This is a genomic window from Acaryochloris sp. CCMEE 5410 (genome assembly GCF_000238775.2).
Classification (GTDB): domain Bacteria; phylum Cyanobacteriota; class Cyanobacteriia; order Thermosynechococcales; family Thermosynechococcaceae; genus Acaryochloris.
Map to the genome: position 1 here is coordinate 441,564 of NZ_AFEJ02000001.1, position 23,815 is coordinate 465,378.

The 23,815-nt window shown below is 45.9% G+C and carries 16 protein-coding genes and 2 pseudogenes; 10 read left to right on the forward strand and 8 right to left on the reverse strand.

The genetic code is table 11. The features are described 5' to 3' along the window. Positions 1–525 precede the first annotated feature (525 nt). On the forward strand, positions 526–2,610 hold the full coding sequence (locus tag ON05_RS01805; RefSeq protein ID WP_262561057.1) for a chemotaxis protein CheB: 2,085 nt from the start codon (positions 526–528) through the stop codon (positions 2,608–2,610). Here the strand turns inward: ON05_RS01805 and ON05_RS01810 are convergent. Beyond that, positions 2,607–3,997: pseudogene (locus tag ON05_RS01810) on the reverse strand (ISKra4 family transposase). The gene ON05_RS01805 and the pseudogene ON05_RS01810 sit on opposite strands and share 4 nt — an antisense overlap. Before the next feature lie 74 nt (positions 3,998–4,071). On the opposite strand from ON05_RS01810, the gene ON05_RS01815 reads away from it, so the two are divergent. The 5 genes from ON05_RS01815 (at position 4,072) to ON05_RS01835 (ending at position 10,117) form a co-directional block, all read left to right on the forward strand. Next, on the forward strand, positions 4,072–6,528 hold the full coding sequence (locus tag ON05_RS01815; protein WP_010482010.1) for a PAS domain S-box protein: 2,457 nt from the start codon (positions 4,072–4,074) through the stop codon (positions 6,526–6,528). A gap of 14 nt (positions 6,529–6,542) precedes the next feature. After that, positions 6,543–7,139 carry a PAS domain-containing protein gene (locus tag ON05_RS01820; RefSeq protein WP_010482008.1) on the forward strand — a complete coding sequence of 199 codons (597 nt, stop codon included), beginning with the start codon at positions 6,543–6,545 and terminating at the stop codon, positions 7,137–7,139. Between the two features lie 651 nt (positions 7,140–7,790). Next, positions 7,791–8,264, forward strand: coding sequence for a 2Fe-2S iron-sulfur cluster-binding protein (locus ON05_RS01825; protein WP_010482004.1), 474 nt, complete (start codon positions 7,791–7,793; stop codon positions 8,262–8,264). A gap of 682 nt (positions 8,265–8,946) precedes the next feature. Next, positions 8,947–9,168: a hypothetical protein gene (locus tag ON05_RS01830; RefSeq protein WP_010482001.1), complete on the forward strand. Its 222-nt coding sequence runs from the start codon at positions 8,947–8,949 to the stop codon at positions 9,166–9,168. Positions 9,169–9,373: 205 nt separating this feature from the next. Continuing rightward, the gene (locus ON05_RS01835; protein ID WP_010481994.1) at positions 9,374–10,117 is read left to right on the forward strand and encodes a hypothetical protein; all 744 of its coding nucleotides are present in this window, start codon (positions 9,374–9,376) and stop codon (positions 10,115–10,117) included. Positions 10,118–10,162: 45 nt separating this feature from the next. Here the strand turns inward: ON05_RS01835 and ON05_RS01840 are convergent. Further along, a pseudogene (locus ON05_RS01840) lies at positions 10,163–11,551 on the reverse strand (ISKra4 family transposase). A gap of 814 nt (positions 11,552–12,365) precedes the next feature. Between ON05_RS01840 and ON05_RS01845 the strand changes: the two are divergent. Genes ON05_RS01845 through ON05_RS01860 form a run of 4 tightly spaced genes read left to right on the forward strand, consistent with a single transcriptional unit; the run spans position 12,366 to position 15,659 of the window. Further along, positions 12,366–13,715 carry a hypothetical protein gene (locus ON05_RS01845; RefSeq protein WP_010469055.1) on the forward strand — a complete coding sequence of 450 codons (1,350 nt, stop codon included), beginning with the start codon at positions 12,366–12,368 and terminating at the stop codon, positions 13,713–13,715. 57 nt (positions 13,716–13,772) lie between these two features. Further along, positions 13,773–14,510 carry a prepilin-type N-terminal cleavage/methylation domain-containing protein gene (locus ON05_RS01850; RefSeq protein ID WP_010469057.1) on the forward strand — a complete coding sequence of 246 codons (738 nt, stop codon included), beginning with the start codon at positions 13,773–13,775 and terminating at the stop codon, positions 14,508–14,510. Further along, positions 14,488–15,009, forward strand: coding sequence for a Tfp pilus assembly protein FimT/FimU (locus ON05_RS01855; protein WP_010469059.1), 522 nt, complete (start codon positions 14,488–14,490; stop codon positions 15,007–15,009). Before ON05_RS01850 ends, ON05_RS01855 begins: the two co-directional genes overlap by 23 nt. After that, positions 15,006–15,659, forward strand: a complete 654-nt coding sequence (locus tag ON05_RS01860) for a prepilin-type N-terminal cleavage/methylation domain-containing protein (protein WP_010469061.1) — start codon at positions 15,006–15,008, stop codon at positions 15,657–15,659. Before ON05_RS01855 ends, ON05_RS01860 begins: the two co-directional genes overlap by 4 nt. Before the next feature lie 97 nt (positions 15,660–15,756). Here ON05_RS01860 and ON05_RS01865 read toward each other — a convergent pair whose 3' ends face one another. The 6 genes from ON05_RS01865 to ON05_RS01890 all read right to left on the reverse strand — a co-directional run bounded on the left by ON05_RS01865 (position 15,757) and on the right by ON05_RS01890 (position 23,753). Next, the gene (locus ON05_RS01865; RefSeq protein ID WP_010469062.1) at positions 15,757–17,460 is read right to left on the reverse strand and encodes a YdiU family protein; all 1,704 of its coding nucleotides are present in this window, start codon (positions 17,458–17,460) and stop codon (positions 15,757–15,759) included. 292 nt (positions 17,461–17,752) lie between these two features. Continuing rightward, entirely contained in the window at positions 17,753–18,712 is a 960-nt protein-coding gene (locus tag ON05_RS01870; RefSeq protein ID WP_262561061.1) for a hypothetical protein, read from the reverse strand. 51 nt (positions 18,713–18,763) lie between these two features. Then, entirely contained in the window at positions 18,764–19,498 is a 735-nt protein-coding gene (locus tag ON05_RS01875) for a transposase (RefSeq protein WP_262561062.1), read from the reverse strand. Between the two features lie 209 nt (positions 19,499–19,707). Further along, positions 19,708–20,721: a hypothetical protein gene (locus ON05_RS01880; RefSeq protein WP_262561063.1), complete on the reverse strand. Its 1,014-nt coding sequence runs from the start codon at positions 20,719–20,721 to the stop codon at positions 19,708–19,710. A 299-nt stretch (positions 20,722–21,020) separates the two neighbouring features. Next, a complete protein-coding gene (locus tag ON05_RS01885; protein WP_010479098.1) occupies positions 21,021–22,100 on the reverse strand; it encodes a putative zinc-binding metallopeptidase in 1,080 nt (359 codons plus the stop codon). Beyond that, positions 22,101–23,753: an alpha-amylase family glycosyl hydrolase gene (locus ON05_RS01890; RefSeq protein WP_010479101.1), complete on the reverse strand. Its 1,653-nt coding sequence runs from the start codon at positions 23,751–23,753 to the stop codon at positions 22,101–22,103. Positions 23,754–23,815: the final 62 nt, after the last annotated feature.

Sequence of the window (23,815 nt, forward strand, 5' to 3'; positions counted from 1 at the left end):
CTCATTCTTTAATACGGTGAAATTAAATTTTTTAGATAACCTATGGTCATCATAAAGGATTATGTGGTGAAGAAATTATAGTGCCATGAATTGCTTGGCACTATGAATTTACCTTCCATGCATCACTTGATTTTTTGTTTCTAGATTTTAGATGGCATAGATATATATCTTTCCTCTCAATGGATGCAGATAGATGATGGTAGTGCTTCTGAGAATAAATTTATAATGTTTTCAGGCTTCAGAACATGAGATTTTACTCTTGCCATAAATCAAAGAAATAAAGAACTTTTTATGCTGATCCCGAGTCCAAAAAAACAGGAAAAGATATAGGCTTCCCCCTTTATAGCCATGGTTTGCAAGAGAATCTTCATTTAACTGCTAAATTGATCAATATTGATTTAGAATATCCAAAAGTTTGAGAAAGTATTTTCATGTTTTAGTGTCTATCTGTAGTTAATATTTTCTATCAGTATCTCTACACTTCTGTGGAGAGTTTTAGGCCAATTGGAAGGAATTTTTTAAATAATGGATTCTCACGATCATCAACCCCTGGATGCTGATTCAAATGCTTTAAAAACGATGGACACTGCGTTCTACGTTGTTGCCGTTGGAGCATCTGCAGGTGGCCTTAAACCTCTTGAAGTATTTTTTGGAAATATAACCCCTGACTCAGGTGTAGCCTTTGTCGTCATTCAACATTTGTCCCCAGACTTCAAGAGCTTAATGAATGAAATTTTGGGTCGCCGCACCCAAATGGAGATTCAAATCGCAGAAGAGGGGATGGAACTTCAACCCAATTCGGTCTATTTAATTCCGTCGGGTCAAAATATGATTGTTCGGGACCATTGTCTTTATCTTTATCCCCAGAAGCGAGACCAAAAGCCAAATTTCCCAATTAATTTATTCTTTCAGTCTTTGGCAGATGATATTCAAGAACGTGCCATTGGCATTGTTCTCTCTGGCACAGGGAGTGATGGTACCCATGGACTCCAACATATCCACGAAAGTGGGGGAATTACGTTAGTCCAAGACCCAAATTCTGCCGAATTTGATGGTATGCCCCATACCGCTATCAGTACTGGATGTATTGATTATGTAGCGGATCCTAAAGTTCTAGCTGAAATGGTAAACGACTTAGGAAATCCTTCCATCGTTCCGGCAGATTTAGTTAAATTTAGCAGCAACTTAGGAGCAGAAGCCCATCAACTTCAAAAGATTGTAGATTTGCTAGCCAAGCATGAGGGCATTGATTTTTCTCAATATAAGCTTTCCACCCTGGGTCGTCGAGTCGAGCGCCGACGACTCTTAACCCAAAACACTTCCCTCCATGACTATGCCAGCTTATTAGGAGCATCTGCTGATGAACGATCGCTGTTACGACGAGATTTACTGATTAATGTCACCCAATTTTTTCGAGATGAAAAGGTTTGGAATTACTTAAAAGAGCAGGTCTTGCGTCCTGTCATTGAAGATTTTCCCACAGCTGAAACCCTAAGGGTCTGGGTAACTGCCTGTGCGACAGGAGAAGAAGCCTATTCCATGGCAATTGTTATTCGGGAACTGTGCGAAGAATTGGGGCGACAGATACCCACCAAACTCTTTGCGACGGATATCGATCAGATGGCGCTAGACAAAGCCACCTTAGGCGTCTTTGATGAATCGATCGCGGATTATGTGAGTTCAGATCGGCTACGCAAGTTTTTCACTTACGACAACGGCCATTTCACCATCAAGCGAACCCTGCGAGAAATGCTAATTTTCTCCCCCCATGACCTCACCAAAAATGCCAGCCTGACTCGCATGAATGTGGTTTGCTGTCGGAATGTGCTGATCTATATGCAACCCATTTTGCAGCAGTATGTCCTCCGCAACCTACATTTCTCCCTCAACAAGGGCGGAATCCTCTTGTTGGGAACCTCAGAAGACTTAGGTGAAGTAGAGCCTGAATTTGAAGTTCTACATTCTAAGAATAAGGTCTTTTCTAAATTAAGAGAGCAACGTCTAAATCTAAATTATTTCCGAACGAAAACGATTGCTACCCCAGTGATTTCGGGGCGAGATTCACGCTACCGTCGTCAAACGGACCCTCTGCTGGAGAATGCCTTTAAAGCCCATCTTGAAGAACAACACGTTACTTGCCTGTTGTTAGATACGGACGAGAAGTTACTGCGGGTCTGTGCCGATCACCTCGATATCTTACGAATTCCAGATGGTCCAGCCACTGAGAACGTTAGAGCGTTGCTGCCCGAAGTGATGCATCTCCCCTTTATTTCAGCCATCAGTCGAGTCCAGCGGGAAAAGCAATCCGTGCAATTCAGTGGCCTCCTGTGGGAGCACAAGAATGAGCAGTTTGAATTAAGGTTTAAGCTTAGCCCATGCCAACCCAACCATCGTGACCCCCTGTTCTTGAAGCTAGAGATTTCTACTATTTCCCGACACCCCACACAACCTCAACTGCAGGATGTGGAAAGTAGTACGGAGGTGATGAATCGGATCGAACAGTTGGAACTAGAACTGTCTTATACCCGAGAGAACTTGCAGGCCACCATTGAAGAGTTAGAAAGTACGAATGAAGAACAACAAGCCACTAATGAGGAAGGGCGTAGCTAATGGATCGGGGATGCCTTAGACTTCGGAATGGTTACCCCTGGGAATAGGGAGTCAAACCGTTGATTGACCCAGGCAAGCCGCAGCATGAGTAGATGATTGAAACCATCCTCACTCCAGCGCATACCAACCCCCTTAAAGCGCTGTTGAATCAGCCACTTACAAGCACTTTCGACCATTCCTGACCCCAGCGGTATCTGTAGTTGTTCAAAGTGGCGATATTGGATGTGTCGCAGATGGCGCTGGAAATAAGCCTGTACCTGGAGCAACGTCGTAAAGATTTGCCCGTAAACAATTGTGAGTGAATCAACATCGTCAAGGACCGCAATACTAATAGGTGTTGCCCATGTCGCAATTGGTGTCGCCAGCGCCGAAACCAGGCTTGGGCTTGAGCAGAGCGAACATCCCCAAACATCACTTTTGTTGCTCGTGCAAGATGGCCTGCTGCATGAAAAAAATCGAGAACTGCCACAGCACAGTGAGAGAACAAGGTGCGGTAGACTCGCCAGAAGCCTCGCCCCCCATCACTCAACCAGATGACGCTTGGGGCCGATTCAAAGTCTTGTTTGCGGGCTTCGAGTTGCAGTAAGGGGATGAACTGGTCGATATCGCCCAATACTGCTACCAGTCTTCGACGTAGTAGTTGGGGGACACGCTTTTGTGCTCGGGTGCCCCGTGTTCCTAGGCGGGCTAAGATAGCAACTTTGACTTCTCGCCACTGGATTTTTCCCTTGGGGGTTTTCGGGGTGGGGCGAAAGGGCACCATCACACCGTCAGCAGCAATGGCCAAAGGTAGAGCAGACAACACCTCTGAAATCGCTTCACAAGGAGTCTGGTCACCTGAGGCTTGAGCTTTGAGTTGAGTCTCTAGCTCCTGATAAGCTTTGTTGCCCATGACTTGCACCCAACTCCACAAGCTTGATGAGCTGACGGATAAACCACTCCACTGACTCAGCATCCAACTGGCCAGTTCATAGGGCATAAATAGACTTAACAAGCAGCCTAGACGAACCAATTCTTCACTGCTGTGCTGATAGGAGGTAATCCCAATGGATTGATCCAAAGGAGCGGATAGACTACCTGGACACCTGTGGGGACAACGACCCACCCGTCGCTTTCAGGCAATATTTCCCACCAGTGTCTGCATCTGACGAGATTCCCATCCCTTCGAGTGCAAGCGGGTTCCGCAAGTGGGACACCTCGGCCATTCCAATACTGTTTTTGCTCGCCGTGAGAGTTCATCCTCCAGAAGCCATCGAGCCAAATACAAACCCATTTGCAGAACGATATAAACCATCTGACTCAGGCTGGGTGATTCTTTGAGTGCTTCGACCTGTTCTAGAAATTCGTGATGCTCTAGTACGGTTGGCAATTGCGATGTTAGGCTCATGACAAGTTTTTGATTCGGGTACAGGATCTATTGTCCTTGACCCGTTTTTCTTTGAGCCATACATCCCCGATTCTGTGCTTACGCCCAATGAGGAACTGATTGCCTCCAATGAAGAGTTACAGAGTACCAACGAAGAACTCCATGCGGTTAATGAAGAACTGTACACCGTCAATAACGAACATCAATCCAAAATTCTGGAATTGACGGCCCTGAGTAATGACATTGATAACCTGTTCCGCAGTACGGAAATTGGCGTGGTATTTCTCGATCAGAGCCTGCAGGTTAGGAAATTTACCCCGGCGGCAAATCAAATTTTTCAATTTCTACCCACGGATGTGGGACGTCCGATTCGAAATTTAGCCATCAATGTCAACTATCCCTCTTTGCTCGAAGTTTTATCGGAAACAGCGCGGACCGGCAAAGTCACCGAACAGGAAATTAACACCAATGACCAACATTTGCTGGTTCGGATCCATCCCTATATCGATAATGATGAGGAACAGCAGGGGGTAGTGATGTCGATTATTGATATTACGGCCACTCGCAAGGTCCAGATTGAACTCCAATCCCAACGGATTAAAGCCAAGCTGGCCCAGGACACCCTAGACGTTTTTCAAGAGCGCTATCAGCAGCTCTACCATGAAACCCCGGTGATGATGTACTCCTTGGATGCCCGAGGGGTCGTTATAGCAGTGAGTAATTTTTGGCTTTCGAAATTAGGCTATCCCCGCAACATGATTTTGGGGGCGACCGTGGATCTATTTCTCAATCCAGAATCCCAAGAGCGGTTTGAAAAGCTGTGGCCGCGTTTTCTAGAGTCTGGTTTAAGCATTGATGTGCCAATGCGGATTCAGACCAAATCCGGCGAGATCATTGATGTATTGCAATCGATGATTGCCGAGCGAGATGATCTAGGGGAGGTATCGCGATGTTTAGTGGTTTCGGTTGATATTAGCCAACGCAAACTGGCAGAAGCTGCGAGACTAGAGAGCGAACAGCGATTTCGCTCCATGGCAGACCATGCCCCTGTGATGATCTGGCTCACGGATACTCACGGACACTGTACTTATCTGAATCAAGAGTGGCTGCAGTTTACAGGGGATTCCCTAGAGCCAGCCCTAGATAAAGGTTGGACAGAGGGGATTCATCCCGAGGATGCAGAGGAAACGGCGGCAGCCTATCAGCAAGCCCTGTCAGAACGACAGCCCTTTCGCCAGGAGTTTCGACGGTGCGATCGCAATGGCAACTATTGTTGGCTCTTAGATACCGCCAAGCCTCGATTTCTACCCACAGGGGAATTTGCCGGCATGATTGGGTCTTGTATTGATATCACCCTACAGAAACAAGCCGAACAATCCTTAGAACTATCCAACCTCACTCTGGAAGCCGATTTAGCTGAAAAAGATGCCTCTTTACATACCATCGAAGGTAACTTGCAAGAAAGCGAAGCCCGATTTTACTCCCTAGCAGATAATGCTCCAGTGCTAATTTGGCTCAGCGATGCCCAAGGAAACTGTACCTACGTCAACCAAACCTGGGAGATTTTGACTGGCCAGTCCTTGGAATCCCAACTTGACGGAGGATGGCTGCATACGATTCATCCAGAAGATCGTGAACGAGTCCAATCCCTATTCCAAGAAAGTTGTGCTCAGCAATGTCCTTTTGAGCAGGAATTTCTACAAGCCAGAGCAGATGGCGTCTACCGTTGGATTTTGGCAACGGGAGTCCCGAGGCTAGCGGCCGATCAGTTTGCTGGCCTGATTTGTTCCTGTATGGACATTTCCGATATCAAGCATTCTCAGAAAAGATTAGAGCAAGCGATTCAAGAGCTACAACGTTCGAATCAGGAGCTAGAGCAGTTTGCCTATATCGCTTCCCACGATTTACGGGAGCCTCTCCGTAAAATCCAAAGTTTTGCAGAACTTTTACAAGACGATTTATCGACAAAGCTAGATCAAGATCAAAGCCGATACTTTGGGTACATCATGTCAGGGGCAGCGCGGATGCAATGTCTCATTCAAGATGTGCTGCAATACTCTCGGGTTGGGCGAAACGACCAACCCCTAGAGTTGATCGATCTAAACCACGTGCTCGACATTGTGCAATCGGATTTAAGTTTATCGATAGAAGAAAATCAGGCTGTTATCGAATTTGACTCACTCCCCTCGATTTATGCCCATACCGTAGAGATGACTCAAGTTTTTGAAAATCTAATCAATAATGCCATCAAGTTTCGCTCTTCTACTCCGCCTCGGATTCAGATCTCTGCAGAACAACAATCTGAATCTTGGACAATCTCCGTTAAGGATAATGGAATTGGGATTCCTCAAGACTCTTTTGAGCGCATTTTTACCATGTTCCAACGCTTACATTATCCTGATCAATATCCAGGAACAGGAATTGGTTTGGCATTGTGTCGCAAAGTTATCGAAAATTATGGGGGAACCTTGATATGCAGATCTACCCCAGGTGAAGGGGCAACTTTTGTCATCCAACTCCCCCTGCAGCCCAGGGTGCCGATATTGAAGTAGTCTCTGAAGTAACGATGAAGCTAGCTGAAGATTCTCATTATCTCCGTATAGAGCTCTATGAATTGATTCAAAATGATCCCTCTGTCTTTGATTTTTTACAGGGAGCGACCCTAGATGGAGTGTGGTACTGGGATTTAGTTAACCCAGAACATGAGTGGATGAGTCCGGAGTTTTGGCTTTTTTTAGGGTATTCTCCCACCCAAAAAAAGCATCTAACATCAGAGTGGCAAGACTTAATCCATCCCGACGATTTAGTCGTGGTCAGTAAAAATTTAGAAAAGCATCTTGCCAATCCAGCTCACCCCTACGATCAAATCGTTCGGTATACCAAGAAAAATGGAAAGATAGTGTGGGTCCGATGTCGAGGAATTGCCATTCGAGATCAGTTTGACCAGCCCGTTCGAATGTTAGGCGCCCATGTGGATGTCACAAAGCTGATGGAAGTAACAGAACTGCTGGAAATTCAGCTCCAAAGACTAGATGCCTGCAAGATGCGGCTTTCTCTAGAACAGCAGAAAGTCAGCCAACTCGCCCATGAGAAATCACAGTTGGAAGGACAACTGCAGCAAAAGGAAAAAGAAATTCAGGTACTAAAACAACGGGTACTCTAGTTTAGCCATACCCAATGAATTCTGAAACCAACCGGCATTTATCTTGCCTCACCCACCCATAGGGCTCCAATGAAATAATCTATTTCTGCGACTCCTATTGGATTCAACAGTGATTTGTACCCGTTAGCAAGACAAGAAATCTAAAATCAGCTAAGTCTATTTGCGCTATATACACTCAAAACGAACACTAGCTTTGCCATAGAAGCTTGCTGTGAAAGGGGTTTAGGCCGTAAAGTATACCCATAAACTGCGAAGTATAACTTATTCTTATACATTATTCTATTGACCTTCAAGCTTGCTGCAATGGTTAGGATGTTCCTATCAACAGCCGAAAATCTTCTAACGATTACAGCACTTTTTATTTTCTCTTCTAGCCCAGATCCAATGACTATCACACCTGCCAATTCTGAACAGTCTCTTTTTTTATCCAATGAGGAGATTAATAGCTTTCTCCTACTCAACTTAGACGAAGACAGTATGAATGATGCGAGTGTAAACGTCTAAATCAAGATGATAGGGATGTCAGAGAGCACATCTCTTTGGAGGGTTGTTGGTTGATGGGCAATATAGAGGGAAGTAGTGTTCCCCTAGCTTAGACAGGCTTTTACTCCATTACTACAATTCACAGGTAAGCGTTCACTCCAAAAAAATATGGCGAAAAAAATTACGCTGGAACCCATCGAGTCTCAGGCATCTATTAAGACGAATGATCATCTTTTGGCAGTGCTACTCCAAGAAAAGTTAGATGTTCAGTGGAAATGCGGTGGCAGGGGAAGATGTGCCACCTGCCATATTTACATTCAATCCGGAGAAGAGAGCTTATCTCCAAAAAGTAAAAGAGAGGTGAAAACCCTAGAGTTAATCTCGAATAGCCAAGAAAATTCTCGATTGGCGTGTCAAGCCAGAGTATTAGGAGAAGGGGTTGTTGTAGAACTCCCAGTGGGAATGTATCTGAGCGAAATTGACAATCTGGATACGTTAATTGGGAAAAAAATTCAAGAGCATATTCTTCATCCACTGAATGGAACTGTTCTGGTGCAGGAAGGCATGATGATCACCCGTTCTATGGTGAACCAACTGAAAGAGGCCCTCGTTCAAATTGATAAAGTTCTAGGTATAATCTGAACTCGGGTACTGCCCTTTCAGCATCGGCTCAAATATTCAATCCCTTCATTAAACTCGAAGAACTTAGAAACCTATTTTTCTTCCTTATATACTGCCAACGGCTGAGGGCTTAACATTTCAGATTGAGCTATAACTCTCTCTAACAAAGAATTTAAAGCTCATCTAAAAAGTAAACTTTCAACTCGTTCGGAGTATAATTACTGAATTTTCAAAGTATCTATAGCCTGATCAAACAGGAAATTGAGTGTATTCCCTGTCGCCAGTTGCATTGGACAAAAGCCATTATCAAGAGAGAATTGTCTTTTTTGCAAAGTCAATAACCATGAATGGCATTCATTCTTTCCACATGTCTGAAGATGGCTAGCTTTCTAGAAGCTTGGCTTTAATCCATCGGTCATGGAAAGAACCTTTTACCCATGCTGTCTGGGGACAGACTATCGGCTGCAATGAACATCCAAAGTATGCCATTGTCAAAACTCCTCTATTCCTTAATTGTTTATTGTTCTCGAGGCTTAAATTCTAAGTGGCAAGAACAGGGATTTGCGTTGCCTCTTGCCCTGGGTTTAGGGTTTGTGATGGTCATTTTGGGCTTGTCCACTTTCCCTATCATGAATTAAGGTTGCTGACCACAGGACCCGGATGTCCAGGGGGACAAAACACATATATTGAAGGGGTTCTATGGATGGAAGCCATTCTCAGCTCTAAGAATGAGGCCACTCATCGTAATGTGGAATATTTGGGATATGGCGGCGGTGACTACGACACAACCACGAAATCAGGTGCAACGTCTGGCATTGCTGTGTCCGAAGACGTTACTAGCCTGCTTGACCTATTGAAATATATTGACTGGCCTGCCCGCTATCGATTTGGGGGTGTTTTGCAATGGCAAAGGGTGAGGTTGTAATGAAAATGCTTTAACTCATGGTTCGCTTGCCAAATTAGACCCATTCTTGGCAATTCTCATGGCTCATTTCCCTGAACCCCGTTCTGAAGACATCCTTGTCCGTCTCCCTATCCTGTTGTAATTTCCCATGCTCCGCACCAGCTGCAACCCAGTCTCTAAACTTAGGTCTTCTCTTTCAGAAACAGGTTTCACTCTGACTGAAAAGATGGTGATTATTGCCATTATCGGCATTGCCGCTGTTGTTTCAGCTCCCAGTATTATGGCTGCGATGAATCGAGCCAAAGTGAAACAGACGATGGTTAAAGTACAGGCCGCGTTGAATGAAACGCAACGAGAAGCGATCAAAGGTAATAAAATCTGCACTCTGACCCTTAATTTTGATGCAGGACAAATTTCGGGGTCTTGTCTTAAAGTTAGCGATCGCAGTTTGGATACCAGTGTGGCTATCGCGACAAATTTGATTGATCCCACAGCCAAAACAGCCCAAGACGATGAAAGTCAGCCTGTGTGGATCAGTTCAGATGTCCAAGCACCCTCCCTTGGCCTCAATGACGGAGAGAACATTTCGCAGATTGCCATGGCTTCTGCACCCGAGCATAAAAGCCAATGGACCGACGCAGGTATGGTGGTTCAGGTTATTGCTGAAAAATGCAAAGGGAATACTGATGAAGGCTTAGGGCTAGGGACTTGTAAAGATCAGCTCATTCCCATTAAATATGGCGTTTTAGGAAATCCAGAGTTTGCCATCATTAGCGCTCAAGCCAGTCCAACCGACCCCAGTGGCAAGATTATTTTTTTCGATCCAAACAATGCTAGTGGAAAAAAGCACTGCATCGCTATATCCAACACCTTGGGTCTAACCCGAATCGGTACTTATAAAGGTGATATTCAACCCATTGCCATTACTAATGCAGGCCGTTGTACAGCTGATAACTGGGAAGATCAGTAATAGGCGAGTAGAGGGATAAAATTTGAAAAGAGCTGTTGGGCGTAGCTAATGGATCGGGGATGCCTTAGACTTCGGAATGGTTACCCCTGGGAATAGGGAGTCAAACCGTTGATTGACCCAGGCAAGCCGCAGCATGAGTAGATGATTGAAACCATCCTCACTCCAGCGCATACCAACCCCCTTAAAGCGCTGTTGAATCAGCCACTTACAAGCACTTTCGACCATTCCTGACCCCAGCGGTATCTGTAGTTGTTCAAAGTGGCGATATTGGATGTGTCGCAGATGGCGCTGGAATAAGCCTGTACCTGGAGCAACGTCGTAAAAGATTTGCCCGTAAACAATTGTGAGTGAATCAACATCGTCAAGGACCGCAATACTAATAGGTGTTGCCCATGTCGCAATTGGTGTCGCCAGCGCCGAAACCAGGCTTGGGCTTGAGCAGAGCGAGCATCCCCAAACATCGCTTTTGTTGCTCGTGCAAGATGGCCTGCTGCATGAAAGAAATCGAGAACTGCCACAGCACAGTGAGAGAACAAGGTGCGGTAGACTCGCCAGAAGCCTCGCCCCCATCACTCAACCAGATGACGCTTGGGGCCGATTCAAAGTCTTGTTTGCGGGCTTCGAGGTGCAGTAAGGGGATGAACTGGTCGATATCGCCCAATACTGCCACCAGTCTTCGACGTAGTAGTTGGGGGACACGCTTTTGTGCTCGGGTGCCCCGTGTTCCTAGGCGGGCTAAGATAGCAACTTTGACTTCTCGCCACTGGATTTTTCCCTTGGGGGTTTTCGGGGTGGGGCGAAAGGGCACCATCACACCGTCAGCAGCAATGGCCAAAGGTAGAGCAGACAACACCTCTGAAATCGCTTCACAAGGAGTCTGGTCACCTGAGGCTTGAGCTTTGAGTTGAGTCTCTAGCTCCTGATAAGCTTTGTTGCCCATGACTTGCACCCAACTCCACAAGCTTGATGAGCTGACGGATAAACCACTCCACTGACTCAGCATCCAACTGGCCAGTTCATAGGGCATAAATAGACTTAACAAGCAGCCTAGACGAACCAATTCTTCACTGCTGTGCTGATAGGAGGTAATCCCAATGGATTGATCCAAAGGAGCGGATAGACTACCTGGACACCTGTGGGGACAACGACCCACCCGTCGCTTTCAGGCAATATTTCCCACCAGTGTCTGCATCTGACGAGATTCCCATCCCTTCGAGTGCAAGCGGGTTCCGCAAGTGGGACACCTCGGCCATTCCAATACTGTTTTTGCTCGCCGTGAGAGTTCATCCTCCAGAAGCCAGCGAGCCAAAACAAACCCATTTGCAGAACGATATAAACCATCTGACTCAGGCTGGGTGCTTCTTTGAGTGCTTCGACCTGTTCTAGAAATTCGTGATGCTCTAGTACGGTTGGCAATTGCGATGTTAGGCTCATGACAAGTTTTTGATTCGGGTACAGGATCTATTGTCCTTGACCCGTTTTTCTTTGAGCCATACATCCCCGATTCTGTGCTTACGCCCGAGCTGTTGATCTAAGAGCCTCCCTCGCATAGTAATTAAAGCCTTATGAAACTACTACTTGTGGCACAGCCTTTTCTATACAAAGGCTTTAGTTTCGAAGATTCTGTTAACCACTAAGTGCTATCTATGCTGATACCGAAGTCTCCCTTAATAAAATATATTTCTATCAAATTCAAGATTTTTTAGCTAATCCAAGAAAACATTTTCTATGAGTGTCAAATATCCAGTTTTTTTATTCTAACTGTATACTTTCTTTCAGAGGCTTATATATTCCCATCCATGCTCAATTATTCGGCAAAATTTAGGATTTATGAGATTAGCCCAAGACTCGATTCACAATGAAAAATATCAGCTTTTCAGTGATTTTACCTAGAATATATATCCGTTTACACTACGATCTACGTATGATCACTGAAGAAAGGTCCTATTTTATTTCGTATACTAAAAATATACATAAATCAAACATTTACAATAAAAACATTCAGAACAATATTTTAAGTAATTGTTATTATATATTTAGAATGTGATTGGCTTATCTCGAAAATAAATTCATATAAAAATTTCAATCAACTCTTTTCACGTTCATCTGGCTTATCAACAAATAAATCCTATTGAACTAAGGTGATGTCATCATCTTTCTTGGTTCATTGAGGGTTCGCTGCAACCTATCTCAGATTAGATAGAGCGACATAAACATATCCAATTTATATTTCTCTTCTCATCGAAATATGTTGAAGTCCAGAAGAAAGACGACCGATGAAGGGTTTGCCTTACCCATTGCCATCGGTTTTGGGTTAATCATGGTGCTGGTAGCCCTGACTTTAAGCATTAAGTCCAAGGATGATCAAGTCTCAGCCGTTTCTCAAAAGCAAACAACAGCCAGTACCACCGTTGCAGAAGGCGGAATCTCTCGCACCCTCGGATTCTTAAATCACAACTATCACATGCTGTTGAGATCGAATTACGACCCCAACAGTCTCCTAGGATCAGATAGTCCTGATGAATGGTCTTTTCTCGCCAAGCCTCCTCCCTGTTTTACAGGGGTGAATGATATCCTCACAGGCAAGATTCCCACTAACGCACCTGCCGACACCTATACAGTCGAAGCGTATCGCTACAGTGACCCAGATGGCATCTCCAATTCTGGAGATGAGACTGGAACCTTAATTGTCAAAGGTCATCCGCCTAATTCATCTGCAGTATCGCGGATTCAGCAGACGATGAATATTTCTCAGTCAACTTCTCTAGCTAGTTTCCCAGGACTGATGGCTCAAGATATTACCTTGGGCAATAATGACGTATTAGGTGCAATCTCGGGGAATGTCGTTTGCACAGATACCCTCAACTGTGTAGTGCCGGTTAGTGGATGTGTCAATGGTCAACCAACAAATGCAGGACTGCGCACAGCCATTAATGCGCTTAACAATGGTGTTGTACAGGGACAAATTTATGTTCGAGATGTGACTTGGCCTCCTGTTCCCACCATTCCCTCAGGTGCAATCAATGTCTCGATCAGTGTCGCCACCAGCTTTCCTCGGATTGGAGACTCAGTAGGCGCCGATGGTGCTTACCACTATCAAGTAAGTGACATCACCCTTAGTGGCAGCGATCAGGTCACAGTGGATACCACCTCAGCCCCCGTCTATTTTTACGTTACGGGTGATATTGCAATGAGCGGCCAAGCCACGTTGGCCCATACCTGTTCAGGTTCTGCTAATAATTGCGGAACTTATGGGAGTGGTTTAGGTAGCCCAGAACGCTTTCGAATATATGGCAATGCTGATGATGGTGATAGCTTCTCCGATCAAGACTTCATATTGAATGGTGGAGCCACAGCCACCAATGTTTTCATTCACGCCCCAGATGCCCGTATGGGAATTAATGGTGGCAGCAGCAATCCTGATATACGAGGTGCCATTTGGGTCAGAGAGTGGGATGGCTCAAGTTCTAACACTGCTGAAATTACGGTCCCCAATGCCATGAAGCAACTGTTAACAGATTCTGGTGTTGTGGTTACTTCAGCGTCCCATAAAACGTCTGCAGCAACGAGTTGGACTCGTTTAGAAGCAACTCCTTAATAAACAAACCTCCCAATAGAATTCTCCTCACTTAGCCTCACTGCCAGGAAGACTTCCGTGATCACAAGAACACAAAAAAAATCTCATGAACAAGGATTTACCTTAGTTGAAGTTGCTGTCTCTATGTTGGTTTTAGCATTATTTATTGGGACCGCCATGCAGGGGTTGGTTCTCTCAACGAAGTTTAAAATGCGCGCCAAACAGTTGACTGCAGCGAATAACTGGATTCAGCAAGACTTAGAGGAAGTTAAAGCAGTCGCCAGTGATGTAGGCCAAGTACCTCTCACTTCAGCATTACTCTATGCTGATGCCCTTCCAGGAGATACAACGATCAAAGTTACTCAACTTGGATTTAGGTTAGGCGATTCCATTGTTATCGGTACAGAGACTAGCAGTAACGTTATAACCAATCTGCAGTTTCAAAATGACCCCGCAACCAACACAAATTATTTAGAAGTCTCCTTGCTCAATCCTTTGGCATATGCCCAAAAAGCTGACTCCACAGCTCTGGTATTGGCAAGATGTCGATCTCATTTGGCTACAGGAGGGTTTGCCGCCTATCTTGATGAATCACTGCCTGCAGTCCAGTCAGAAACGGACAACAGTAGCACGCCTACCTCAGGGCAAAAAACTATTATGGGCCAAGAATTTACCCTGAAAAGGACAACAGCAGTCCGGCCAGCAGAACCCTATCAAATCTTAGAAGTTACTTATAACGTTATTGATGAAAAGCTGGAGACAGTAGCCCAAGCCAATTCAGAGGTGGTGCCTAATGCGTTCTTTGCCTGTCCGTAGTGAACAAGGGTTTACTCAGCTCGAAATCGTCATTGTCTTGGTCGTTATGGGGATCTTAGGAGCAATTTCAGCCCCCAGCTTTCTAAATTGGGTTAATTCCCGAAAGCTTGAAGTTGGCTTAGTTGAGCTGGAAGGGACTCTAATCGAAGGCCAAGACCAAGCTATCCGTCTCAGTAAGACTTGCACCATTAATCTGCCAACGGGAAGTAATGCTGTGCTAAGCAGTTCACCTGCAGATTGCCTACGCAATGGCAATCGCACCCTAGAAGGGCTTCAGCTTAGACATTCATTCGCTACTCCTCTCAGCTTTGATTTCAAGGGGCGAGTGCCTTCCTCATTCACCTCAGAACAAACCGTTGTTCTGTCGATTGCAAATGAAACAAGTTTCCCTTCAAAGTGCCTAGTAATTGCACCTGGAATTGGATTGACCAGAGTTGGAGAATATATCGGCTCATCCGATACAACATTAGCCAACAACTGTAAAACCCCCACATTATGATTGCCAACACTTTAGACGCGATGACTGCCCAAATCCCATATTCTTTGCACCTTAAGACGATTCATCAAGGCTCGAATAGGTCGAAAAACGCGACTCATCAAGGGTTTACTTTAGTTGAGCTGTTGGTCGGCATGGTGGTGACCAGTATATTTCTAGCCTTTGCAGGGTCAGGGCTAATTTCAATTCTACAAAGTCATCGCCAATCGGAAGCTGAGGTGGATCAGCATACTCAATTGAACCGTGCCATAGACTTTATCGCGGATGACATCCGAGAGGCCAAGGCAGTGTCTACTACTGCGCCATCAGGCTGGATTGTTCCGACCAACTATAGTGCTATTCTCTACCTCACCAAGCCGGATGACACCACCGTTGCTTACTACACATTTGATACGTCTTTGGGATCTAACTGGCAAGGACCACAGGTAATTTATCGAGCCACAACTCCTAACTCAGCAGGAAATCCACTCGTTGATCGAGTCTCTAATGCGTCACCAGGGTGTTCTGGTGCAGGGACATCAGGGTTTGACATATCGCCTTCTCCTCTAACGCCAACTCATCGATCCGTCAAATTATGCCTCTTGGGCGATTTACCCAATGGGACCACTGAACTGGTGGAATACACAGTGACCCTTCGAAGTAATGAAGTGTAACTGATTCCATATCGGCGCATTCGTAGAGATGGCAAGACTGAGTCACCTGTCCCACACTTTGTTGATGCACAATCAATTCTTCAGTTGTTATGCAAAATCAAGATGAACAGCTATAGTGAGACACACCACCAGCGTTAAAAAATGCCTTAGGTCTTAGACGATAGTATTTATCTTCTATTTCTTGTGATTGCTCATCATAGGGATAGCTCAGTACTTCTTGAAGCTCTTTAACTAATGTATAGTCACCCTGCATGGCTTGTTGGTAGGCGGGGACAATCAACCATTCTCGCCAAGTGTATTTTGGGTTAGTCTCTTTCATATGTGTTGATATCTCAGCCAAATTGCCGTCCTTCTTGACAAGGTCGCGCCAGCTTTTTAGCCAAGATTGCCATTGCTCATCGAGTTGTTGAGACGTTTTACCGTAGAAGCTCTTTTTCAATGCTGAGATATCCTCAGGTATGTGGGATAACTCCCGGAAGAAAATGGTGTAATCTACCTCTGAGTCAGTCATTAACTGCATTAATGTCTTAAACAGCTGTGGGTTAAATTCAGTCAAGCCAAGTTTGGCTGCCCACATTTTTTGGACTTGTTGTTGCATGGCTTCTGAAAAGCCACGGCCTACTTGGTCGAACTGTTCTAAAGCATCAGCATCTTCTTCAAGTAGCGGTCTCACAGCTTTCCAAAACATATAATAATTCGCTTCTGCTGCGATGGGCTGATAGACGAATGAAAATTGTTCAGCGCCGCCGGTCCAAGGTTGAAACCAAGGGTCAAAAACTTCACAAAACCCAAAGGGTCCATAGTCGAGGGTAAAGCCACCAGCAGCGCAGTTGTCGCTGTTAAAATTGCCCTGGCAATAACCAACACGTAGCCAGTTAGCCACCAGTGACGTAAGACGCTGGCGAAATAGCTTAGCCAACTCAACCAATTGATTAGTAAGACCAAGGTTTTGATTAATGTCGCGTTTGTATTCTCGCTCAATTAAATGGGACACGATCATGCTCAACTCTTCTAATGCTCTTGGATGAGCATTGTTGCGAGCGCGGCGGGCAAATAACTCTAGCTGTCCCACGCGCAAAAAGGAGGGGGCAACGCGAGTTGAAATGGCCACAGGATCGTCCATCAAAACATCAGGGTCAGCGGAGTAGGAGTTTTGAGAATACCAAGGCCGCTTAACAGTCTCAGATTTAGAAACATACAGGGTCAAAGAACGCGATGTTGGTACACCTAAAGCCTGCATATATTCTTGCGCTAGAAACTCCCGCACACTTGAACGGAGTACTGCGCGCCCGTCACCACCACGGCAATAAGGTGTTGGGCCACCCCCTTTCAATTGCATTTCCCAGCGTTGGCCATTGATGATTCCTTCAAACACAGATATCGCACGACCATCGCCATAACCATTACCCGTACCGAAGGGACATTGTTGGGTATATTCGGTGCCAAGAATCGACAATGCATAACCCGTCGCCCAGCCAATCTGACGCATAGGCTCATGGGCAGCAGTGATATCACCCGAAAATACATGGCGAAATTTTTCATTCAGTGCCAGCTCATTGCTTAACCCAAGCTCCTTAAAAAAAGTGCTGCTGTGAGCTACATATTCTGCTTCTGCAAGCGGCTTGGGTGCCACAGGTACGAAATGACCAGAAAAAACCTGGCGGGGACGGTGATCATTACCATCGACCGTGGCATCAGGATCGGCATTTAAGGTGTCCATCAGGGAATAATCCGCCAGTTGCACAAACTCATCGAAGGTCGTTACAGAGGGCTCAGCAGATGTTTTAGATGGATATGACATTGTTGCTAGCGTCGGTATTGTTGGGAAAGGTTCATGTTTAATTTTAGACCTTGTAGAGGTATGACAACGATTAACCAAATGAAGGGGCATAGAGCTGAAAAGCAATGGCAATATATACTCTGGCTTGCAGTGCTACCAAACCCTGAATATTATGGGGACGAAATAATATAAGTAAAGAGGTCTTATTTGGGAAAGATCATCCTTTATAAGTGTTCAAGAAGTTTGGGCCATATTATCTTGGCATTCGCGTTATCCAATTCTGAATAAATGTCTTGCTTCATCCTCCTGTAATTCAAGCCTCATCAGTACTTGACTCAAGACTGGAGTAGATATCAGGGGCCAAGCCTAGAAGTTCTAAGATTCTCTGTTGCAGTGAAGTTAACGGGGAGACATGTCCATATTCTTCGTCTTTTACGCCAAGAATGGTCAGAGATATGTCCTTAAACGCCCTTAGAATTCTTTCCGTAGTGGGTCGGGTAGTGGCGCGTTTTGGATTTCCCGGGAAGAGTCCAAACAATTTCTCCTTGTGTTGCTTTAATCGACGTTGAACAACGAATTCAATTAACGTCAAGATCCGCAGTCCCAGACTCAGTAAATGCATCAATCCTTTGGCTTGGTCATCCCTTTGCACAAAGAGTGGAGATGCCCCGAGAGGTCTACCTTTCAAGCGAGAGAACCCACTTCCTTGAATCCAAGCGTCCCGAACAGTCAAGACAGCTTCCTCAAATGACAACTCTTCAAGGGGAGCATTCGTGACGTAAACCCGCCAGCCAAAGCGTTGTTGTGTTGTCTCAACTGCGGCTTTTATGAGTGTAACTTTGGTGATTTGGTAGCGCTCTTTCTGTTGCTTTACCGCTGGGTGATACTCACAGCTATATTCAATCAATCCCTCAACGCGATGGGCTTTAAGGATGGCGTTAGCCTTCCGCTGAAGCTCTGAGAGGCTGCGAATTTGTCGCTTACCGCGTCCAACGGCAGGTGTCAGTGCGTTTAACTTTTGGGTTGCTCGTTTAAGTCGCTGTTCAAGACCTCGCTGTTGCTGTTGGGCATGGGTAGGAGAATGGACTAACAATACCCGTTCGCTCCACTCTATTGTGGAGCCATCCGCTTGATGATGCTCCTGCTTTCTGGAGAACTCATATCCCGTGGCAATTTCCTGGGGGTGTCCTTTCTCATCAAGACGATGAACTCCTAATAGAGGAGACTCGTTGGCAACTGCAGCGATGAGTCCTTGTTCCAGTAACTCTGGCACTGAACCCACTCTGGCTAAAGGTGTCAGGTAACTGCAAGGGCGACATGGCGACTATAACCCAGCACAGACAAGCTCCATCGCTCTCATCCCCCGTTGATATTCAGGTAGCTTATTGGGAGAGAGTTTCATCAGCTCATCCACCAATCGAGCCAGAACTCCATCCCCTGTTATCGCCCACAGATGAGCAGAGAGTCCGACTCGGAATGCACTATGACGCTTGTTCGGTGAGGTGGGAGATTCGGGTCTAGTAATGTAGCGCTGGAGTCCTTTTTGCTTAAGACTTTGCCCTTGCAGGGCTGCACTGGTATAGGCAATGGCAATCAGAATGACAATCGCAACCAAACGCTCTTCCATCGCTTGAGAGCCTTCGAGGCAATAGCCTCCCTGTTTGAAGTCGCGGAACATTTCTTCGATACAGAAGCGTTTTTGATAGCTGACGATAGCGCTGTTGAGGTCACAGAAGTTCGTGAGGATAAACCAGGCTTCATCAGGCGCAAAGCCGTGATAGCGTCGTTTCCATTTGGCGGCCACATTGAAGTGTCCAAAGCCTTTAGCCTGAGTGACGCGTACATCATTGAGAAACAGCTTTTGACCAGGGGCAAGGCCAAACTGTTGAAGTTGTTGAGTAAACTGCTGGTCCATAGACACTTCGGTATTCCGCTTGAGGCGCAGACAAAAGTGGACCTTCTGTTGAGCTAACCACTGTCCGAGCTTGACGGAACAAAACTCTCGGTCACCGAGGATAACCAGACGATAGGCGGATAAATGGCGAATGACGTTGCTCAAATAGCCGTTTGCTCGTCATAGTTGCTGCTGCCCTTTTAGCGAGCGCTTCACACCATATGGGAATAGCGCGATGTTGCCAGACCACGCTCACCATCAATAGATTAATCACACCCCAACTGGTACGGTCGATGACGATATAAAGCTGGGAGCCTTGAGGGTACTGCTTGCTCAGCCACAGTTCAACCAGCGGTAGCCAAAGCGTTTCAAGCTCAAGGGTCGGTAAGGATAAGAACCGTTGTATTTTTTTCGGCGACTCTCAATAGAATCGGCAGTGGCAGTCCTTCTGCTAGGGTCTCGATTTTGACACAGCGAAGCGTTTGTAAAAGATGAACCAGAATCTCAAGGAGAAGATACTGGGCAGGAGACAGTTGACGGCGTAAATGGGGTTGGTATAGTGGCAATATCATTGTCAATAAGGTGAGCTGGAGATACATCATTTTCAGCCCATCTTTTTTCTTGTCTACCTGATTATTAGCCAAAGAAGCAAGGTGTCCACAGGGCATGTCGCCCCTCCAGGTCAGGTAATAATGTTGTTGCTGATGAATCTGTGCTCGGGTCGCTTTAGCACCCATCTTACAATCGCCTACCCACAGTAACCCTACCCGAGGAAAGCTTTTGCGGACTTGCTCAAAAATCGGGAGGTACAGTCCGTCATCCGCTTGCTCCCCCGAAACAATGTGAGTTGCCAATGGCATACCGAGTGGGTCTAAGCTCGCCAGCATGGCTTTGAGATGAGGAAGGCTCGGATCATCTTTGCTATGGCCAAACTGGAAGAGTCCGTCCTCATGGACCAGGTGGACACCCGAAACAGTGGTCGCATCTAGACGAATGCAATGACGGTCTAACTCATAAACACGCAGAGTTTGACTGTTTAGGTCGCCCTCGATTTGCTGCCAGTAATCTGGCTGGCTCAACTTACTCAAGACGATGCCTAAACGGTCGTCTGTAAAGTCTGTCTCTCTTAACGTCAGACCACAGACTTGGGCAATCATCGTGCTGCGTTGCTTGACCCAGTCTCGAACGACTACTTTGCGGTGGTCGCCTTCGGAAAGGATGTAGGAAAGCCAGATCACAATCACCCAACCCCAATCCAAGCCTTCCTGTTTCCAGTGGCGGGGAAGATGTTTGTTGAGCACTTCTGGTAAACCCATTTGCATCATCATGTGCAGCAGGAGCACTACATCATCAATACGCTCAGTCGTAACAGTAAGTTGATCCGCCATGCCGCTGTCCTAGCTTGATTGCTAGACGAGCATACGCTGAATATCTTTATGCGATCCGATTACGCGAACGTCAAGGTTTAGAGTTGGCTAATGAGGTTGGGGATTGAACCGAGTTGCATCCAACTACAATTCAACGTGTCTATCTATCAACATATGGGGAGTAACGGTACGGCTCATCTACACCTAAGAAATAAAAAATAGCCGCTGTTCCAATTCTGAATTGCTTTTATTCTTATCAGGTTATTTGCACAAGCAGGGAGACTAACGAATTCTTTGACGGAGCCTTATGCAAGCAGGATTTAAGCGATTTTGGAGTGACCAACCTGTCTGCTTTGAGTGGATCGAACGAGTTGGTGGATAAATCGTAACTTGTTGATAATAAACGGGGTAAAAACCTCAGGAATAAAGTCAATTAATCCTAGGGTTCGATTCAGTTCGTTGAGCAAAATCCCAAGCTGTCTGTACGCTGCAATCATGTCATCAAATTCAGCTGTTTGCACATAACGGGTGGCTGCGCCCCTCTGATGATGCCGGGTGGTGTGAAGAACACTCACCATATCCAAGTATGTGGCAAAGGTTTCGGCAAAGTCCTCCCACGGATGCATAGTGGCATAGGCACTAACATACTGTTGCTGCCAATCCTTGGAGGGGCCGTTCGCATAATACTGATCCATCGCCTCTGAATAGGAAGGGGAACTTGGGTCTCCGAACAGATCTTTGAAGTGGTTAAGCCAAATATTTTTAACCAAGAGCTGCCAGTAATAATGTCCGATTTCGTGGTGGAAATGTCCGATTAAGGTGCGTTGAGCCTCATTCAAATCGACCCGAAGCTGTTCTCGGACCTCATCGTCTGCTTCCCGAATATTGATGGTGATTTTACCATCTGCATGGCCGGTAAAGACCCGTTTGCCTTTGCCTAGGGTCCGCCATAGGGCATCCTTGAGAATCACATCTCCTTTGAAGTCAAAGGATAGGGGTACATCAAAGTCAGCATGACCAAAGGGCAGATTTAAAACGTCTAAGGTATAGAGTAATCGCCGCTTCGCTACTTCTAGGTCGTACCACCGTTGCTTATTCCCTGAGATAGAAAGATCGGGAATGGTGTCAGTATATTGGCAATAATCGCAGAGAGACTGAGCCGACTCCACTTCACTGGTTGGAATGCAGCGGTTGCAGACTTGATGCACTCGATAGTTATGGCATTGAGTCAACAGGGTTTGGCAATCAGTATAGCCACACTGATAGTGGTGATTGCCGAGATCTAATAGAGTGGTGATGCGATCGCACCCTGGGCACCAGCCCACAGGCCGTTGACATTGCATACAACGACTGTTCTCAAAAAACAGTGTGTTCCCACAAATACAGGTATAGGTTTTCATCTAGTTCCAAACAAACACTTGTGCTTCATACTCCGGCAGATCGATCAAAATCTGATCATCTCCCGCCTCTAGGTCGTAATTCCCCGTCCATTCATGCCAGGTGCCGTTAGCAGGGAAATGGGGAACTCGGTATCCTGCCAAAAACTGATCTGAGAAATTGGCGACGACGGCCACCCTCGATCCTTCATCATTCCAGCGGGTATAGGCTAGGACTTGAGAATCTGGATCCTCGTGGAAAAAATCAATATTTTCAGTTTTGACTGCAGGATTGTTTTTGCGCAGGGCAATCAGTCCTTTGCAGTACTCAAACAAACTTCGATTAAGATCATTGTCCAGCAGGGTCCAGTCAATTTTGGCCGACTCTATGGTTTTGGGTTTATATTCTCCAAACTCTTCCCCCATCCACAGCATCGGTACCCCAACCGCCGTCATCAGTAGGACCATCCCTAACTTGACCCGCTTAAAGGCCGCTTCATTGAGAATATTACGATCTCCCAATTCCGCCATCAAATGATTGTGGTCATGGTTCGTGCAGTAGTTAACCACATCCGTCGCACCCAAGAAACCTTGGCGTTTTCCGTCTAGGGCATCTTTGAGTTCTTCTAAATTAAAGCGATCACCACAGATATGGGCTAGGACAGTGTGATAAAAACTATCGTGCCAACAGCCATCCATGGGTCCTTCCAAACCAACTATTTCAGGCGTTTCTGGGATATGTTCTGCAATGTTGTAAAACGGCTTTGGCCCCGCAGTTTGCTTTGTTTCCTGAACAATCCAGTGCAAAAAGTCGTGATTATCAATCTGGCGGGCAGCATCATACCGCACCCCATCAATGTGGTATTCGCTAATCCAAAAGCGAACGTTATCTCCTACGAATCGCCGGGCGGGATAGGTTTCTAGATTATCGTCGAAATGCTCGTAGTCAAACTCTGGTCCCCAATTGTTATCAGGGTCCTTGGGCTCGTGGTAATACCAGTAATCATGATCGATCTGAGTCAGGGGACTAGAAGATTCTGAGTGGTTATAGATACCGTCAATAATGACCCGGATACCTCGACCGTGGCATTCATCAATGAGTCGCTTGAGATCAGCCGTGGAGCCGTAGCTGGATTCTGTGGCGAAGAAGTAGCGGGGATTGTAGCCCCAACTATGGTCACCGGGATATTCTTTTACTGGCATCAACTCAATGGCATTGATGCCCAACTCCGTTAGATAATCGAGCTTTTCAATCACATGTTGGTAAGTTCCCCGTGCATAGGGGTCATCTTCTCCTCCAGAGAAATCCCCCACATGAAGTTCGTAAATCACCAGTTCGTGATCAGCAGGTAGGGGATGAGCATCATGCTGCCAAACATAGGTATCAATAATGGGCTCCCCGTCTTTAATCCGAATAATGCCGTTCTGCGTCGAATCTTCTATATCCGTGGCGTAGGGATCGACGACCTCCACCGACTCGTCGGGTTCAAAAAACCAGCTTTTGGACTGAACTCGGAATTTATAGGTATAAGAACCATCTTCTAAGTCAATATAGGTGCGGAAAAATCCATCCTCTCCTTTTTCCATGGGGGTAGCTTGCCAGTTATTAAAGGAGCCGATTAAGGCCACTCCTTGGTTGTAGGGGGCAAATAACTTGAACTCAATCGAACTCTTCATCATAACGACCTCAGAGAATAAAAATTAAAGATAGATTGGACTGGAATAACTGCCAACAGAGC